Raw genomic sequence first — 17,000 nt, forward strand, 5'->3', positions numbered from 1 at the left:
GAAGCTTTCACGCAGTTCCATGAGGCGTTTCTCCATGCTGGAGACCTGATTCTGCACGTGCTCGTGATTCAGCTCAACGGCTAGAAACCGGGCCACATCGCGGTCACGTTGCGCAGCGACGCGTGTTTCGGAATGCTGGCGGATGGTTTGCAGCCGAGTGAGCTGCCCGCGCAACTGGCGCAGCTCGTTCTCGTAGGATTCAAAATCGCGATAGCTCGCCACGACGTCATCCACCGGCACGGCTTCGCCCGGGAGGACGAAGCGGCGGCAAAAGTCGTCGAAGCTCTTCAGATTGGTGAACGACATCGCGCTCGGCAGCAGGCGGTCAAGAACCTCGCGATTGAAGTTGAGATGAGCGCTGTTGCTCATGTCGCGCAGGTATTCGCGTGAGGAGGTAAACACTCGCCCGTTCCGGCTCTCGACGAGCTGGCGGAAGCCGAGGATGTCCAGCGTGCGGCGCTTGCCATCTTCGGCAGAGGTTTGGATGAAATCGCTCTTTTCCAAGGCTCCCTGGCAGAAGAAAGGCGTGATGTGGCCGTCGTTCTCCGCTGTGTTGCGAAATTCGACACGCAGGCCCCAGGTCTCGATGCGCTTGCCATCCGGCCAGACGAACTCCGCCGCGACGTAGGTAGTCACGCCTTTGTCATGGTAAAACTGGGGCTGGCCGCTTTCGGACTGCTGCTTCGTGTCGAGCAGGCAGTAGCCCTTCAGGGTGCGGTCTGACTGCGCGCCGGTGGCGCTGCGGTTGAAGTGATGGCGTGCTTTTTCCGGCCCGACGAGCACCAGCATGAGCATGTCCATGAGGATGGATTTCCCCGAGCCGGTGACACCGGCGAGCACGAGATTTCCCTGCACGGGGAGCGTGTCCTGATAGCCATACCAGTTGATGGCATGCAGGCGGGAGAGGCGAATGGCGCGGCTTTTGGTGCTCATGCCTCCACCTCCTCTTCGGTGCTGGAAACGACGGCTTCACCACGGCTGAAGGCGTTTGCGGTTTCCGTCCACTCGGCCAGTTCACGGAATGGTACGACGCGGCGGATGGCGGGGAGGACTTCGATGCCGGAGTCTTCGAAGGGCTCTGCTGGCTGAAAGCGGATGAGATTGAAACGAGCGGCCTGACGCAGGATCTCGCGCAGGCGACCACGGGAAATCTGGCCGATGGCATCTGAGAGGAGCTGGTCTTTGAGCAGTGCGTTCAACTCCGCCACGGTCAGGAATGCCTGCGTTTCTCCCTCATCACGCCAGCGCACATCTCCGGCGTACCATAGCGCCAGCCAGATCAGCGTCGCGTCTTGCCGCAGATGCAGAACCATCGAACTGACACGCGGAATGGCCTGCACCATGCGTTCTTCATGCAGCAGGGCCACATCAAGGCCGGCAAGGGCGGCGGTTTCACGCAACCATTCGAAATTTTGCCGGCACCAATTGTAAAGAGCGCTTTGGCCGCTCTCCAGACCAAGCAGGGAGCCATGCGCGAGCAACTCCTGCAGCGCCTCGGCTAGACGCGCGCGATCCTGATCCTGCAACCGGAGCAACGGCTCCGGCGCGGGCGCTTCATTGATGTTGGGGTCGGCTTCGGTCATTTCTTGATGAGGTCAAAATGCTCCACGCGGGCACCGGGAAGGGGATCAAGCGCGATCTCACGCACGTCAGCGCGGCTGCGGGTGGATTCCAGCTTATAGGCGGCTTCATTCGACTCCGCATGGAGCATGAGGGCGATGAGTTCGGTGAGGTCTGCCTCGGAGGCGACGGGGAGATCGGCGCTGGAGATACGCGCGCCTTTTTCACCGGGCAGGCGCTTCACAAATTCATTCGCACGCCGCACGGAAAGTGAGTCACGCAGGGCGCGCTCCATGCCGCGCAGGCCTTCGTCGCGCTCGGCATCGGTGACCTCGTCATCCAGAGCGGCCTGCTCGCCCGCGACGCGGCGGGTTACCGGTGCATAAAGGCTGTCGAGTCCTGCGGGCATGCGGGTTTCGGGCAGGCGGAGTGCTGGAAGTTCCGGCAGTTCCCACGCACTGGAAAGGCGCTTTCCGGCGAGCATGTCATTCGCTTTCATGAAGAAGTCCCTGACCTCGCTGCGGCGCTCGCCGGTGACATCTTGGAGATAGCGGAAACGTGAGAGCGAACGACGGGTGAAGTCGGCGGTGCGCCTGTCGATTTCGTCCGCCATCGGCTGGACGAGTTCGAGCAGGTGAGCGAGTTCATCCAAACGCTGGCGCACGCGGGCGCGGGCTGTTTCGGCGCTGAGGGTGGACTCGCGGCGCAGAAGTTCTGTCTGCATCTCCGCCATAGCGGTCGAGTCATCCTGCAAGCGTTCGCCGATGCGTCTCACGGCCTCGGGTAGGAGGGCGGGCAGGCGGGCGCGGATGAGCTCGGCATAGGCGCCGTGGGCGATCTGCTCGGCGTAGTCTTCAAACACTAGCGCGAGATTGCCTCTGAGCGTGTTTTCCTCCAACTGCCGACGCGTGAGGCGCTGCACGGATTTCTGCATGGTGCGCAGTTCGCCGAGGCCCTGGCGGGTGTTTGCCAGACACACGTCCACGGTTTGCAGCGGACGCTCGATTAGTTCTGGTTCGTTTGCCAGCATGGCGCAGACGGCGGTGAGCTTGTCTGTGAAAACGGCCGCTTCCGGGTGGGCGATCTGCCGCAGGGCGGCGATCAGCGTGGAGCCATGCGCATCGAAATAGAGCCGTCGCCGCCAGTCCTTGCGTGGTGGTTCTTCCAGCCAGCGGCAGCGGGAGAGATGATCGAGCACCCGGCGCGAGGTTTCACGCGGAGGAAGGGCTCCTGCGATTTGCTCGCCCTCGGCGTGAAATTCGTCTCCTTCGGGTTGGAATTCCGGATGCTTGGCGAGCACTTCGGCAATGATTTCAATGGCGTCCTCGCGCTCCAGGCCGTCCGGCTGTTCGGTGCACTCGCGATCCAGCGCATCCAGGACATCGACATACGTCGGGGCATTTTTGCCCGCCAGCAAGCGGAAGAACGCGGGATCGCGCACTTCGCGGTAAAGGCTGGAGGAGAGGAGGTCGGGCATGAGCCGCCCATCATGGGGAGAGTTCACGGCGAGGCAACTGCCCGTCGAACTCCGCTATGGGCATGGACGATCCCGCCCTCGGGGCCGGGGCGCGCAAGACATGCACCTTGGGAGGCGTTTCCGCGTGCTGCTCTTATTGTCAAAACGCCCAACGCCAACCCCATGAAGACACGTCTCCTCATTGCTGTACTCTTCCTCGCCGCCGCCGCCGCTGTGCATGCTGCACCGCCGAAGAAGGAGGAGGGCATTGACCCGAACAAGCCGATCTCATTCTATAAGCACATCCGCCCGATTTTCCAGGCGCAGTGCAATGGCTGCCATCAGCCCGCGAAGAAGAAGGGCGAGTACATCATGACGGAGTTCGTGGCGCTGCTCAAAGGGGGCGAGGAAGGCCATGCGGTGGTGGCGGGCAAACCGGCGGAGTCCAATTTGCTGAAGCTGATCAAACCCGACGAAAAGGGCAAGGTAGAGATGCCACAGAAGGCCGACCCGCTGCATGAGACGCAGATCGTCCTGATTGAACGCTGGATCGCTGAAGGTGCGAACGATGACACGCCGCCATCAGCCAAGGTGCAGTACGACATGGCGCACCCCCCTGTCTATGTGAAGGCTCCGGCCATCACATCCATCGATTATTCGCCGGATGGTAGCATGATCGCGGTGGCGGGTTATCATGAGGTCTTGATTCATAAGGCTGACGGCAGCGGCATCGTGGCGCGTCTCGTCGGTCTGGCGGAGCGCATTCAGAAGCTGGCCTGGTCTCCGGATGGGAAGAAGATCGCGCTTACCGGCGGCAGCCCGGCGCGGATGGGTGAAATTCAAATCTGGGACGTGGCGGCGAAGAAACTCGAACTCTCCAAGTCGCTGACTTTTGACACGCTGTATGGCGCAAGCTGGTCGCCGGATGGCAAATTCCTCGCTTTCGGCTGCGGTGACAATGCGGTGCGCGCCATCGATGTGGCCACTGGCAAGGAAACGCTCTTCATGGGTGGGCACAGTGACTGGGTGCTCGACACCGTGTGGGGTGTGGACGGCAAGAACATCGTCTCCTGCGGTCGTGACATGAGCGTGAAGCTCACTGAGGTCACCACGCAGCGCTTTGTGGATAACGTCACCTCCATCACTCCCGGTGCACTCAAAGGCGGTGTGCAGGTGCTGGCGCGGCATCCGCTGCGCAATGAAGTGCTCATTGGTGGCACGGATGGCGTGCCTGCGATCTATCGCATGGAACGCATGACGAAGCGCGTCATTGGTGACAATGCGAATCTCATTCGCAAATTCCCCGGCATGGAGGGCCGCATTTTTGGCGTCGATTTCGCGCCGGATGGCAAGCGCATCGCTGCTGGTACCTCGTTTGAAGGAACAGGGACGGTGAACATCTACGCCAGCGATTACGACAGCACCATGCCCGAAAGCGTTAAGAAGCTGGTGGAAACGGTGAACGGCAAGGGCAAGGAGCTGGATGACTGGGTTGTCCAAGGCGTGAAGCAGCTCAGCAGCACGGCAATTCCCTGCGGCATCTTCAGCGTGACCTTCAGTCCCGATGGCAAAACCGTTGCCGTGGCAGGTCAGGACGGGCAGATCCGTCTCATCGATGCTGCCAACGGTGCCATCGCCAAGGAATTTGTCTCGGTGCCGCTGGTGATGGAAAAAACCCTCGCGGCTTCGGACGTTCTCGTGGACGACAGCGTGCGTGTGGTGATCGAGAAGGATCACAAGATCGAAACTTTGCACACTGGGCCGACGGTTGCCTCCATCGACGTCGAACCGACCACGATCAAGATCGGCAAGCCCACCGAGTACGCGCAGCTTCTCGTTACCGCTCGCATGAGCGACGGCACTCGCGCTGATGTCACACGCATGGCCAAGGTCACCGCTGCAAATATCGATGTCGTGGCCGTGAACGCCCGTGGCATGGTGCGCCCGGGCAAGGATGGTGCTACCAGCGTCAAAATCTCTTTCCTCGGCAAGACTGCCCACATCCCGGTGAACGTGAGCGGCATGAATGCATCTCTCCACCCCGACTACGTGCGCGATGTGATGCCGATTATGTCGAAGCTGGGTTGCAATCAAGGCACCTGCCACGGCGCGAAGGAAGGCAAGGCTGGCTTCAAGCTTTCGCTGCGTGGTTATGATCCCGTTTACGATGTGCTCGCTTTTGCAGATGATCTCTCCAGCCGGCGTGCGAACGTTGCCTCACCAGAACATTCGCTCATGCTGCTGAAGGCCAGCGGCAGCGTGCCGCATGAAGGCGGTCAGCTTACGGTGCCAGGTGAGCTTTACTACGAGTCGCTCAAAGCGTGGATCGGCCAAGGTGCGAAGCTGGACATGAAGACGCCGCGCGTCACCAGCATTGAGTTGTCGCCGAAGAATCCGGTCATTGAGCGTGTCGGTGGTCGCCAGCAGCTTCGTGTTATCGCGCGTTATGCGGATGGCTATGTCAAAGATGTCACCGCTGAGTCCTTCCTCGACAGCGGCAATGGCGATGTCATCGAAGCGGACAAGAAGGGCCTCATGACCAGCCTGCGTCGTGGTGAGGCACCGATCCTTGCCCGCTTTGAAGGTGCTTATGCCGCCACTACCATCACCGTGATGGGCGACCGCACGGGCTTCGCCTGGAAAGAGCCGGAGAAGTGGAACAAGATCGACGAACTCGTGGCGCAAAAATGGCAGCGCATGAAGATCGAGCCGAGTGGCCTGTGCAAGGATGAGGAATTCTTCCGCCGCATTCATCTCGATCTCACCGGCCTGCCGCCAAAGCCTGAAGAAGTCATCGCATTCATGGCTGACAAGCGTGACACCCGCACCAAGCGCAGCGAGGTGGTGGACAAGCTCATCGGCAATCCTGATTTTGTCGAGCATTGGGCCAACAAATGGGCCGACATGTTGCAGGTGAACGCGAAGTTCCTCGGTGCTGAGGGTGCCGGCGGTCTGCGCACCTGGATCAAGCAGCAGGTGGCAGACAACACGCCGTATGACCGTTTTGCGTATCGCATCATCACCGCCACAGGTTCGAACAAGGACAATCCGCCCGCGGCTTACTTCAAGACGGTGCGCACCGCCGAAGACATCAGCGAAAACACCACGCACCTGTTCCTGGCGACGCGCTTCAACTGCAACAAGTGCCACGACCATCCTTTCGAGCGCTGGACGATGGATCAGTACTATGAGACCGCGTCTTACTTCGCGCAGATTGATCTCAAGGGTGATCCTGCTGCCAAGGGCCAGACCATCGGCGGCAGTGCTGTTGAAGGCGCTAAGCCGTTGTTCGAGATCGTCTCCGACAAAAAAGAGGGAGACGTGCTGCACCTGCGCACCAACAAGCCCGTCGCGCCGCAGGTGCCGTATGAGAATGAACTTGTGAGCAAGACGGCAAGCAGCCGGCGTGAGCAGTTTGCCACCTGGATGACGAGCCCGCAGAACGACTACTTCGCCATGAGCTACGCCAACCGCGTCTGGGGCTACCTCACCGGCACCGGCGTCATCGAACCGCTGGATGACATCCGCGCCGGCAATCCGCCGAGCAATCCCGAACTGCTGCAATACCTGACCAACGAATTCATCCAGAGCGGCTTCAATGTGAGGCACCTGATGAAGATCATCGCCAACAGCCGCACCTACAACCTGAGCCTCGCCACCAACAAATGGAACGAAGACGACAAGACCAACTACAGCCACGCCAAGGCCCGCCGCCTGCCGGCTGAAGTGCTGTTTGACTCCGTCTTTGCCGTCACGGGCAGCATGCCGAACATCCCCGGCATGCCCAAGGGCACCCGCGCCGCCGCTTTGGCTGACGGTCAGGTCAAACTGCAGGATGGCTTCCTCGCCAACTTCGGCAAACCCGCCCGTGAATCCGTGTGCGAGTGCGAGCGCAGCAATGAGGTCAACCTCGGTCCAGTCATGGCCCTCATGAGCGGCCCGACTGTGGGCGATGCCATCAGCGATCCCGGCAACGCCATTGCCAAGCTGACCAGTGAGATCAAAGACGACCGCCAACTCGTCGATGCCATCTTCCTGCGCATCCTCAACAGCCATGCGAACGAGAAGGAAATCGACGCCGCCCTGGCCTCCATGAGGGAGCTCGATCCTGAGAACAAACAGCTCGCCGCTGTCCTTCAGGCCAAGGAGGCGGAACAGAAGCCGTTGATCGATAAAGCCGAGCAGGAGCGCCTTGCTGGTATTGATGCCGCGAAGAAGGAACTCGAAGCTTACAAGGTCAAGATGGCTCCCGAAATTGCCAAAAAGGAAGCTGCACGCAAAGCGGCCATCACTGCTGCGGAAGCCAAGGTGAAGACCGTTCAGGGCACCGCTGCGGCCAACCAGCCTGCGTGGGAAAATTATCTCGATCTCACCACGGAATGGCAGCCGTTTGATAGCCTCAAAGTACAACGCGCCGGGGGTGTCGAAAAACTCGAGCTTCAGCCTGATGGCAGCCTCTTTGCCACGGCCATGCCCGCAGGCCGTGAGACCACCGGAAACTACATGCTCATTGGCAAAACGACACTCTCCAACATCACGGCGATCAAGCTGGAGATGATCCCCGATGATCGTCTGCCCAGCAATGGTCCAGGCCTGGCTACTGATGGGAACTTCGTCCTCGGTGAATTCACTGTCAGCACGGATCCGATGGATGCCAAGCGCAGCAAACGCGGTGGCGAAGCGCAGGTGCTGAAAAATCCGAAAGCCGACTTCGAGCAGGATAAGTTTGCCGTCACCGAAGCTCTCAAAAAGGGCAATCGTGACCGTGGCTGGGCCGTCAGTCCGCAGGGCGGCTTCCGTCATGAGGCGACCTTTGAATTCATGAAGCCCATTGCGCATGAAGGCGGTTCGCAGTTCACCATCGTGATGACCTCCAACTTCCAGAACGGGAAGTACAACCCCGGTCGCTTCCGTTTGTGGGTCACCACCAGCCCCGCGGTTCGCTTCGGTGTTCCCTCCGCCGTCGCCGCCGCGCTGAAGGCTCCAAAACGCACGCCTGAGCAAAATGCAGTGCTCACCCAGCACTTCCTCAACCAGTTCAAAGACTACCAGACACAGAAGAAGGTTCTCGCAAATGCACGCAGACCACTGCCGGTGGATGCGCAACTCGTGGCGCTTGAAACCAAGCACACTGACAGTCAGAAGGCGATCCCGCTTGATCCCAAACTGGTACAGCTTCGGCGTGACGCCGGTCTGAGCCAGACCCAGCTCGGCAACAAGCGCCTGACGGCTGCGCAGGATCTGGCATGGGCTTTGATCAACTCACCAGCCTTCTTGTTTAATCATTGAAGCAGTTCGGTTGCGGCGCAACGAGTCCGATTTCAACTATACTGTGCAAAAAATCTGGCATCTCCTCCTGCGTTGACTCAGGGAATCCGTCGTCGTAATCTCGCGTCATGATCGTCGAACGTTTTCCAGGAGTCGCGCTATTGCCCGACGAGGACAAGAGGTCTCTCATGGCCGACACGCCGGATGACAACCCTGCGTTGGCCGAATTCGTTGAACAGCGTTGGCAGGAATATCAGCAGCACCCAGACCGCGTGTCGCCTTGGAGCGATGTCAAAGCTCGCGTTCTCGCCTCTTGTGCATGAAACCAGAGATTGCCTGGACGCGGGCCGCCGAGGCTGACATGCATAGTAATCCGGATGAATTGTGGAATGAACTCCGCAGTCGAATGCCATGAATGCCAGCCAATCGAGTTCTCCCATCCCCACTGTCGTCCTCATCCACGGACTCGGGCGCACACGGCGCAGCATGTGGGTGGTGGGGCTGTGGCTGAAGGTTTGTGGTTATCGGGTGAAGAGCATTGGCTATCCGTCGCATCGTGTTTCGATTGCAGACGCAGTGCAGAAGCACCTTAATCCAGCACTGGAACGGCTGGAAATTGCGGCGGATTCGCAGGTGCATTTCGTCACCCATTCGCTGGGTGGCATCGTGTTTCGTGCTTGGGCGGCGCAGCGTGACCCCGCGTTTCCGCTGGGGCGTGCGGTGCTCCTGGCACCGCCGAATCAGGGCAGCCAGATCATTGATGAACTGGGCCAGTGGCGCTGGGTGCGCTGGCTGCGAGGGCCGGTTTCAGCAGAGCTCGGCACGGATGCTGGCAGCACGCCGAACACGCTGGGTCCGCTGCCACCGGAGACGGGTGTGATCATGGGAAACAAGGATACGCTGCCGGTTTTCCGGCGTCTGCTTGGTGCCGAGTCCGATGGTGTCGTCACCATCGCCAGCTCCCATGCCGAAGGCGAGGCCGACTACACTCTGCTACCGACCAATCACGCCACCATCATCCTCCAGCCTGCGGTTTTCCGTGCGGTGCATCGCTTCCTGCAAACCGGCAGCTTCAAAGAATCGTGAGGCTCATCAAGGCGCCGCCAGCTTCGTCACGACGTGGCTCATATACGGGAAGAGCTGCTTCTTCCGGCTCACAACGCCTGCCATGTCATAGACATGCTCATTCGCCTGAGGGTAGTCGATGGAGTCGATGACGCGCTGATCTCCCGCGACCAGCAGCACGCTGTGATGGCGTGTGATGTCGGTGACCATCAGACAGGCAAAGTGCAGATTGTGCTTCGTCAGCAGGGATTGCAGTGCGCCCTGAAGATCCACTTCGCGCTTCCAGAATTCGTCGAGGCCGAGTTCTTCGATCTGGGAAATGCTGATGTGCCAGCCGTTTTCTTCGAAGACCTTGCGGTCGCTTTCCAGCGCGCGCTCAGGCGTCTGCTCGCGCAGCATGGAGCCGGCGGCGAAGAAGTCTTTGACGAACTGCGAGCTGTCGATGCCGCCGATGCCGCTGAGCCATTTGAGGATATCCCTGTCCGTGTCTGTCGTGGTGGGGCTGGTGAGGTGCAGCGTGTCGGAGATGATGCCGGCGCAGAGGCAGATGGCCGTGGACTTGTCCGGCGCGGCATTGCGCATGCGGTACATGATGCCCACGATGGTCGAGGTGCTGCCCACGGGTTCGTTGATGAAACGAATCGGCTCCTTGGTGCGCAGATTGCCGCTGAGACGGTGGTGATCGATGACCTCGATGATTTCAGCCTCATCAGCACCAGCGACGGCCTGAGCGAATTCGTTGTGGTCCACCAGCACGAGCTTCATGCGCGGCAGGTCGAGGAGATCCGACTTGGAAAAGACGCCCAGGAGCTTCCGCGTTTCCTCATCGACCACAGGAAAGAGAGGCTGACTGGAATGCTGCGCTGCCGGGACGATCTCACGGAGGGGGGTGCGTGAACCGAAGGAAATGAACTCGTGTGACAGCGCCTCGCCGATGGGACGCGAGAAACGCAGCAGCTGCGAGGTGCTGGCGGTGTCGTAGGGCGAATAAATGATGGCAACACCCTGCTGCGCCGCGCGTGTCAGGATGCTGGAGGCCGCTTTGAATTTGCCGGTGATGATGAGGCAGCGGGCATTCATCTCGACTGCCAGTTCGTGAATTTCCGGGCGGTCGCCCGTGATCATCACCAAAAGGTTTGTGGGAAACTGCTGGGCACGTTTGCGCGTGGTTTCCAAACTGGATGCAGCGACGACGAGCACGAAATCCTGAATCGTTTCGAGATCAGGAGCGCCGCCGCCCACGATGCCATCCAGTGCATTCACGATATTGAGCAGGCTGCTGCGGACTTCACGATTGGCCTTGTCCGTTTTTTCATTTGTCTGTGCCGGCAGAAAGAGCTGCCCGAGCTCCTGAATGGCCGGCATGCCGAGCAGGCGTCCTTCGTTATCGACGATGGGAATGCTGCGGAAATTGTGGTCCATCATCATCCGGTACACCGAGAGGAAAGTCTGGTGCGGGCTGGCGGTAAACACCTCACGCCGGCAGATGGAGGCAGCCGTGGGCCGTACATCCAGCAGCAGCTTGGGACCGGGAACACCCGCGGTTTGCAGCACCCAGTTGGTGCGCACGCTGAGTTCGCCACAGCAGGCGGCTTCGGCCTTCATCCCACGGACATCGCGCAAAAATGCCGCATAGCCGATGGCGGAACAGATCGCATCCGTGTCGGGATTGCGATGCCCGATCACATGAATCGTGTCCGGCGAGGTGGAAGGACGCAGAGACGAGGGATTACGGCTGATCAGCGATGAACTGTCCGTCGCGACTGTTTCAAAGGCGGCCATGCGTGAAGCGGTAGGGGACAGGCTCAGGCAAATCCCAGCGCCGTGATGCGGGCATGCACGGCGTCCTTGTTTTCAAGGAGTTCGGCGATCGGGTCCCACTTGCCGGTGGTCAGCGCTTCGTGCGCAGTGCCTGGCAGGGTGACGGAGAATTCCTGGTCTTCAAAGAACACCTTGCCGGAGGCGACGTCGATGGTGACTTCGAGCTTTGGGTTGCGCTCGATCTCGTTGGCCAGCACGCGGATGTCCGCAGCGCTTGCACACACGCAGGGGATGCCCAGCGTGGTGCAGTTGCCGAAAAAGATTTCGGCGAAGCTCTCGGCGATCACGGCTCGGATGCCGAAACGATACAAAGCCTGTGGGGCGTGCTCACGGGAGCTGCCGCAGCCGAAATTGGTGCCGGAGAGCAGGATGTTGGCGCCTTTGAAGCGTGGATCATCAAGCGGATGGCCGGTGGGCTTGTCGTCCTTGTCGAAACGCACGTCGTAGAAGGCGAATTCGCCGAGTCCGTCAAACGTCACGCATTTCATGAAGCGTGCCGGAATGATGCGGTCAGTGTCGATGTCCGAGCCAGGAACGTAAACGCCGCAGCCGGTAACTTGGGTGATTTTTGCGAGTGCCATGAGGGGCGAGACAGTAGCGGAATTCGGCGCGAGGGCAAATGCACATCTCAGCGGCCTTGCTGCTGGATCAGGGCGGTCCGTGCCTGATCGGCCTCCAGGGTGGTTTGGCGCAGGAGTTCGCGGTAGGTTTCCAGCCAGTTGGCGGTGCCTTCAGGGTTCTTGACGTGGGCCTTTCCGGCCCAGAGGTAGGCAAATTCAGCCTCCTGGTAGCGTTTGAGGCGGTGATAGTGCATGCCCAGGGCCAAGCGGGGCTCTTCGTAGAGCGGGGCGAGGGCGAGGGCCCGTTGGATGGCCTGAAACGCGGCGTCATTTTTGCCGGCGGCATCCAGGGCATCCGCCAGCGCGAGCTGGTAAAGGTAATTGTAGGGATTTAGGGCCGTCGCGCGGGTGAGTTCTTTCATCGAGGCGTCCACCGTGCGGAGGTAGGCATCTTTGGTCATGTCCTGCTTGATCGAGTCCATCAAAGCCAGTCCGTGCTGATAGGCCAGGGCGGCGTTGCGTGGGTCTATGAGCGTGGCGCGTGCGAAATGACCCAGGGCTTTCCCGGTTTCACCACGGCTGTTTTCGAGCCGTGCATAGGCGGCATAACCATCTGCCGTGCCAAAGATCGCAGCGGCACCCAGCAACGCGATGGATGCTGCCAGCATGGCAATTTTCATGAGGAAGCGCAGCCCCCAGATGCGGCGGGCTTTGAAAACTTCGCTCTCGATGCCCGGATTGGCGAGCAGGCCGAGGAGGATGGCGCCGACGACCGCCGTGATCGGGATGTGTCCCTGAAATTCAAATGCCGCCTGCACCAGCGTGGCCAGCAGTGCGGCGATGCCGCCGAGCGTGAGCGCTAGCGCATTGCTGCTGAGCATGCCGGTGGCTGGAAATTTCTCTGTGATGAACCAGCGCAGGAAACGCAGGCCGTTCAGCAGGTGTGCCAGCAGCACCAGCAGCACCAGCGCCAGCCCCGCCCAGCCGTAATCCGCCATCGTCTGCAGGTATTCGTTGTGGGCGAAGAGCGCATCTCCCATGTAGGGCGAAGACGCCGGGTCCCGATGCGTGATGCTGCCTTCGTAAAACATGCGTGAACCCACGCCGATCCATGGAGAATCCGCGTGCTGTGCCAGCGCGGAGCGCCAGATGTTCACGCGCATGTCCTCGCCCAGCGGGCTCGTCAACTGCCGCCTGAGCATGGATTCTTCATTCACCTTGTAGATTGCGCCGCCCGCAGCGCCACCCACTAGCAGCAGGGCGATGACCAGCCATTTGAACAGCGGCCGCTTCGTGCTCCATACGACCCAGAGCGTCAGCAGCACAAACACCAAGCCACCGACGGCAAAACCCAGCATTGCCGCCCGGCTGGCTGTGAGAGCCACGCCTGCGAGCATCGATAAAATGCCAAAACCCAGCAGCAGCCGTGAGGCGATGTGAATGCGCGCAAACAGCATCACGCCTGCCGACAGGAAGGCCGTAAAGGACAAAAACGCGGCGAGATGATTGGGGTTGTTGAAAAAGCCGCCGATGCGTCCAGGGGGGAAGGAACGCGAGAAGCCCGGCACCAAGTGGAAATCCCAGCGGCCATTGAAATTTAGCCAGCCGGCGCTGAGATTTCCCGCCACCAGCACGAGCAGCACACATAGGATGCCCAGCCGCCATTTGGAATCACTGACGGCCGTCACGGTCAATAAATAGGCCACGAAACCCGCCAGAAGAACGGCGGCGTCCTCACGTGCATACACCTCCACGGGGGAGGCCCATGCGCGCCAGCCCACATAACCTGCCAGCATCAGAACTGTGAGCAAACACCCGTCACTTGGCTGAAAGCTCACGCGAAGCTTCCAGCGCAACACGGCCACCAAGCCTGCCAGTCCAAGCAGGAAGCACCCCGGCCAGAAGAAAAGCAATCGTGTTTCTGTGCCGAGCAATCCGGTCACAAACAGGCCGAGGAGAAAGAGAATGAGAGCGAATTTTTGCATGCCAAAAGTCCGCCTGAAGACGGAATAAGTGGAAACTGAACACCTGTTCTCCAGAGTTGGACACTGAAAAAGCGCGCTGAGTTGTCAGAGGTTTGTCACAGCGGCAGCGGTTGGTCTTCGCCGATGACTTTCACTTCCATCTCCAGGGTCACGCCGCGTTCCTGCTGGGCGGACTCTTTGATCTGGGCCACGAGGTCGAGGACTTCGCGGGCCGTGGCGCCGCCTTGGTTGACGATGAAGTTGGCGTGGACATCGCTGACGATGGCTTTGCCGACGTTACGGCCTTTGAGTGCGAGATCGTCGATCAGTTTGCCAGCACCACAGATTTCCGGATTCTTGAAAGTGCAGCCGGCGCTGGCTCCGACGGGCTGGGAGGTGCGGCGTTTTTGATGGGAGGCGGCGAGCTTGGTGTCGATTTCGACCTGCGGGGCAGGGGTGCCTTTGAAAACGGCGGACACGACGTAGCGCTCTTCAAACTCGGGCACGCTGCGGTAGTGGTGGGTGATCTCGGCCAGCTGTTTTTCTTTGACGCTTCCGTCCGTGTCGATGAAGCGGACACTGACGATTTGATCGAAGGTCTCGGAGCCCATCGCTCCGGCGTTCATGCGGATGGCCCCGCCGAGATTGCCGGGAATGCCTTCCATCCATTCAAATCCACCGAGTCCTGCATTGCGGGCTGCGCTGGCGATTTTCTTGAGCCGTGCTCCGGCTCCCGCGGTGATCAGATCGCCATCCACCGTCACATTTTCGAAATCGCCTTTGGTGTGAATCACCGCACCACGGATGCCGCCGTCTTTGACCAGCAGATTGGAACCGCGACCGATGACGCGAATCGGAATCGATGCCGAGCGCAGGTAGCGCACGACTTTAGCGAAGGAGGCTTCATTGCGCGGCTCGATCCAGTACTGCGCGGGGCCGCCGATGAGCCAGGTCGTGTGGCGGGACATGGGCTCATACAGCCGCGCCACGCCGCCGCCGTTGGCATCAAGGATGCCGCAGAGTTTTTCGAGCACGGGCAGGTCGCGCGCGATGCAGCGGCCGACCTCGTGCACGTTGCCTGCGCCGAGCGTGATGAGAAGATCGCCGGGGCGGAGCGCATTGCCCACCTTGTCGCGGGCAATCGGCATCGTGGGCGTGCTGCCGGTTTTGGTGTGATCGTTTTGCAGCTTCACCTCTTCGAGGATCGTTTCGCCACTGACGCCGGGCAGTGGCTTTTCGCTCGCCGGATACACATCGGTCACGAACAGCTCCTCCACGTCGCCAAAGCTCGCGCCAAACTCCTTCTTCAAAAGCTGCGTGCGGCTGTAGCGATGTGGCTGGAAGAGGCAGACGATGCGTTTCGCGTTCAGGCCTTTCGCCGTGGCGAGTGTTGCGGCGATTTCGCTCGGGTGATGGCCGTAATCGTCCACCACAGTGAAGCGCTCGCCACTGTGGCGGATTTCAAACCGGCGTTTCGCGCCCCGAAACGTACGCAGCGCATGCTGGATGGCCTCAAATGTGACGCCGCAGCGGGTGGCGAGAGCGATGGCAGCGAGCGCGTTGCTGACATTGTGCTTGCCTGGAATGCCGAGTGTGGCGGTGCCGAGCAACTGGCCCTTTTGATACACCTCGAACTCGGAATGATCCGGCTTCATCGAGAGGATGTTCGCCGAGAAATCGTGGTCACGGCTCCAGCCATAACTCACGCCTTGGGGCCCGGCGCAGACTTCGCTGGCCACCGGGTCTTCGGCGCAATACACCCAGTGGGTGCGGGTCTGGCTGAGTACCTGGCGGAACACGGCCTTGATGGCTTCGATGCCGTCATAGAAATCCAGATGCTCGGGCTCGATGTTCAGCACGATGGCGTGCTCAGGGTGGAAATTCACCAGTGTGCCGTCGCTTTCATCGCCTTCGGCCACAAACAGTTCGCCCTCGGTATCCCAGTGCGCGTTGGAGCCCAGGATCGGAATTTCTGCGCCGACATAGTGGCTCGGCTTGAGGCCGCCCTGCCGCAGCACGTGCGCGGCGAGCGCAGAAGTCGTGGTCTTGCCATGTGTGCCGCAGACGACCACTCCCTTTTTGTTCGCCATCACGGCAGCGAGCGCTTCTGCACGGCGGACGAGTGGGATGCCCTGCTTGAAGGCGGCTTCATAGGCCACGTTGCCCGGCTTGATGGCGCTGGAGTAGATGACCATGTCGCAGTCCTCGACCTCTTTTTCGGTGTGGCCGTGGAAGAACTGGAGGCCGAGCTTTTGCAGGCGCTCTGTCTCCAGGGTCGTCGCCTTGTCCGAACCGCTGACCTTGTGCCCCAGGCCCAGCAGCAGCAGCGCCAGCCCGCTCATTCCCGACCCTGCGACCCCGATAAGGTCGATGCGCATGGGGTGACGGCTTTCTTTGAGGAGGCTGAGGACGGCGTTCATGTGAGGGCACGGAAGCTAGGCCGTGATTCGCAGCGGGGCAAGAATGGGACTTCCCTAAGCCTGAAATCCTGGTCGATATTTGTCATCGCCTCCACGAGCGGGGTCTGCTCAGATGGTGACGGGTTTGAAAAAAACATTCCCAATCATGAAACCAGACATCCAAATCATTCCGAAACTTTGGGCCACCATCCCGGAGGCCATCCGCAACCGGGTGGGGCGTGAGGCAGGGACACAGCGTGCGATCTATGAAGAAGAGCACCTGCTCATCATTCTCCATCAGCTTCCCGGACCCGATGATGTCGAACGGCGGCCCGCGTTGTTTTGGCGATTGCCAGACGGGACGTGGAAATCCAGTCCGGAAAACGGTGGCAGTCTCGCGCTGCAAAACCATCTGACAGCCTACGCGGCGCGGCTGGATGAACTCGACAAGGCGGAGCACGCCGCACAAACCGCCGTCGAGTATCACAAGGTGCTGGAAGCCATCGCCCCGGTGCTCCGCAGCTCGCGCAGCATGCATCGCGCCATGCAGCAGGCCCGCGAGTTCGTCAAAGCGGACCGCGATGTGATCAATCTGCGAGATCAGGCGGCGAGTGTGGAGCGTACCGCTGATCTGCTGCTGCAAGACGCTCAGTTTGGACTGAACTTCACCGTGGCGAAACAGGCCGAGGCGCAGGCGCAAAGCGCGAAGATCATGGCGAACACCTCGCACCGCCTAAATGTGATGGCAGCGCTGTTCCTGCCGCTCACGGCGCTCACCGGTCTGTTCAGCATGTATGTGCGGGCGGATATCGCCGACACACCGACGAACTTTTGGCTGATCGGAACCGCAGGCGTGGTCATCGGTCTGGTGATGAGTTCGCTTGTGGTTGCTAAGCGATAGGCGGCG

At 60.4% G+C, this 17,000-nt stretch carries 11 protein-coding genes; 4 read left to right on the forward strand and 7 right to left on the reverse strand.

Features of this window, described 5'->3' with window-relative positions:
- The 3 genes from PSV43_RS13425 to PSV43_RS13435 form a co-directional block, all read right to left on the reverse strand.
- On the reverse strand, positions 1-933 hold a 933-nt coding region (locus PSV43_RS13425; protein ID WP_300197950.1), incomplete at its 3' end, for an ATP-binding protein.
- Positions 930-1,583 (reverse strand): DUF4194 domain-containing protein, encoded by a 654-nt coding sequence (locus PSV43_RS13430; RefSeq protein WP_300197953.1) that lies wholly within the window; start codon positions 1,581-1,583, stop codon positions 930-932. The genes PSV43_RS13430 and PSV43_RS13425, both read right to left, overlap by 4 nt.
- Complete coding sequence (locus tag PSV43_RS13435) at positions 1,580-3,037, reverse strand: Wadjet anti-phage system protein JetA family protein (protein ID WP_300197957.1); 1,458 nt, start codon at positions 3,035-3,037, stop codon at positions 1,580-1,582. The genes PSV43_RS13430 and PSV43_RS13435 overlap by 4 nt, the downstream gene beginning before the upstream one ends.
- A 162-nt stretch (positions 3,038-3,199) precedes the next feature.
- Here PSV43_RS13435 and PSV43_RS13440 point away from each other — a divergent pair, with 162 nt between their 5' ends.
- The 3 genes from PSV43_RS13440 (at position 3,200) to PSV43_RS13450 (ending at position 9,370) form a co-directional block, all read left to right on the forward strand.
- Positions 3,200-8,305, forward strand: coding sequence for a DUF1549 domain-containing protein (locus tag PSV43_RS13440; RefSeq protein WP_300197960.1), 5,106 nt, complete (start codon positions 3,200-3,202; stop codon positions 8,303-8,305).
- Between the two features lie 107 nt (positions 8,306-8,412).
- Positions 8,413-8,607, forward strand: coding sequence for a hypothetical protein (locus tag PSV43_RS13445; protein WP_300197962.1), 195 nt, complete (start codon positions 8,413-8,415; stop codon positions 8,605-8,607).
- An 88-nt stretch (positions 8,608-8,695) separates the two neighbouring features.
- Positions 8,696-9,370, forward strand: a complete 675-nt coding sequence (locus PSV43_RS13450) for an alpha/beta hydrolase (RefSeq protein WP_300197964.1) — start codon at positions 8,696-8,698, stop codon at positions 9,368-9,370.
- Between the two features lie 6 nt (positions 9,371-9,376).
- Here PSV43_RS13450 and PSV43_RS13455 read toward each other — a convergent pair whose 3' ends face one another.
- The 4 genes from PSV43_RS13455 to murC all read right to left on the reverse strand — a co-directional run bounded on the left by PSV43_RS13455 (position 9,377) and on the right by murC (position 16,114).
- Positions 9,377-11,131: a putative manganese-dependent inorganic diphosphatase gene (locus tag PSV43_RS13455; protein WP_300197966.1), complete on the reverse strand. Its 1,755-nt coding sequence runs from the start codon at positions 11,129-11,131 to the stop codon at positions 9,377-9,379.
- A 23-nt stretch (positions 11,132-11,154) separates the two neighbouring features.
- Positions 11,155-11,751, reverse strand: coding sequence for a 3-isopropylmalate dehydratase small subunit (gene leuD, locus PSV43_RS13460; protein WP_300197968.1), 597 nt, complete (start codon positions 11,749-11,751; stop codon positions 11,155-11,157).
- A 47-nt stretch (positions 11,752-11,798) separates the two neighbouring features.
- The gene (locus PSV43_RS13465; protein WP_300197970.1) at positions 11,799-13,715 is read right to left on the reverse strand and encodes an O-antigen ligase family protein; all 1,917 of its coding nucleotides are present in this window, start codon (positions 13,713-13,715) and stop codon (positions 11,799-11,801) included.
- 95 nt (positions 13,716-13,810) lie between these two features.
- The gene (gene murC / locus PSV43_RS13470; protein WP_300197972.1) at positions 13,811-16,114 is read right to left on the reverse strand and encodes a UDP-N-acetylmuramate--L-alanine ligase; all 2,304 of its coding nucleotides are present in this window, start codon (positions 16,112-16,114) and stop codon (positions 13,811-13,813) included.
- 145 nt (positions 16,115-16,259) lie between these two features.
- Between murC and PSV43_RS13475 the strand changes: the two genes are divergently transcribed.
- Complete coding sequence (locus tag PSV43_RS13475) at positions 16,260-16,994, forward strand: CorA family divalent cation transporter (protein ID WP_300197974.1); 735 nt, start codon at positions 16,260-16,262, stop codon at positions 16,992-16,994.
- The last annotated feature ends 6 nt before the right edge of the window (positions 16,995-17,000 follow it).

Source organism: Prosthecobacter sp. (assembly GCF_029946185.1).
Taxonomy (GTDB): Bacteria; Verrucomicrobiota; Verrucomicrobiia; order Verrucomicrobiales; family Verrucomicrobiaceae; genus Prosthecobacter.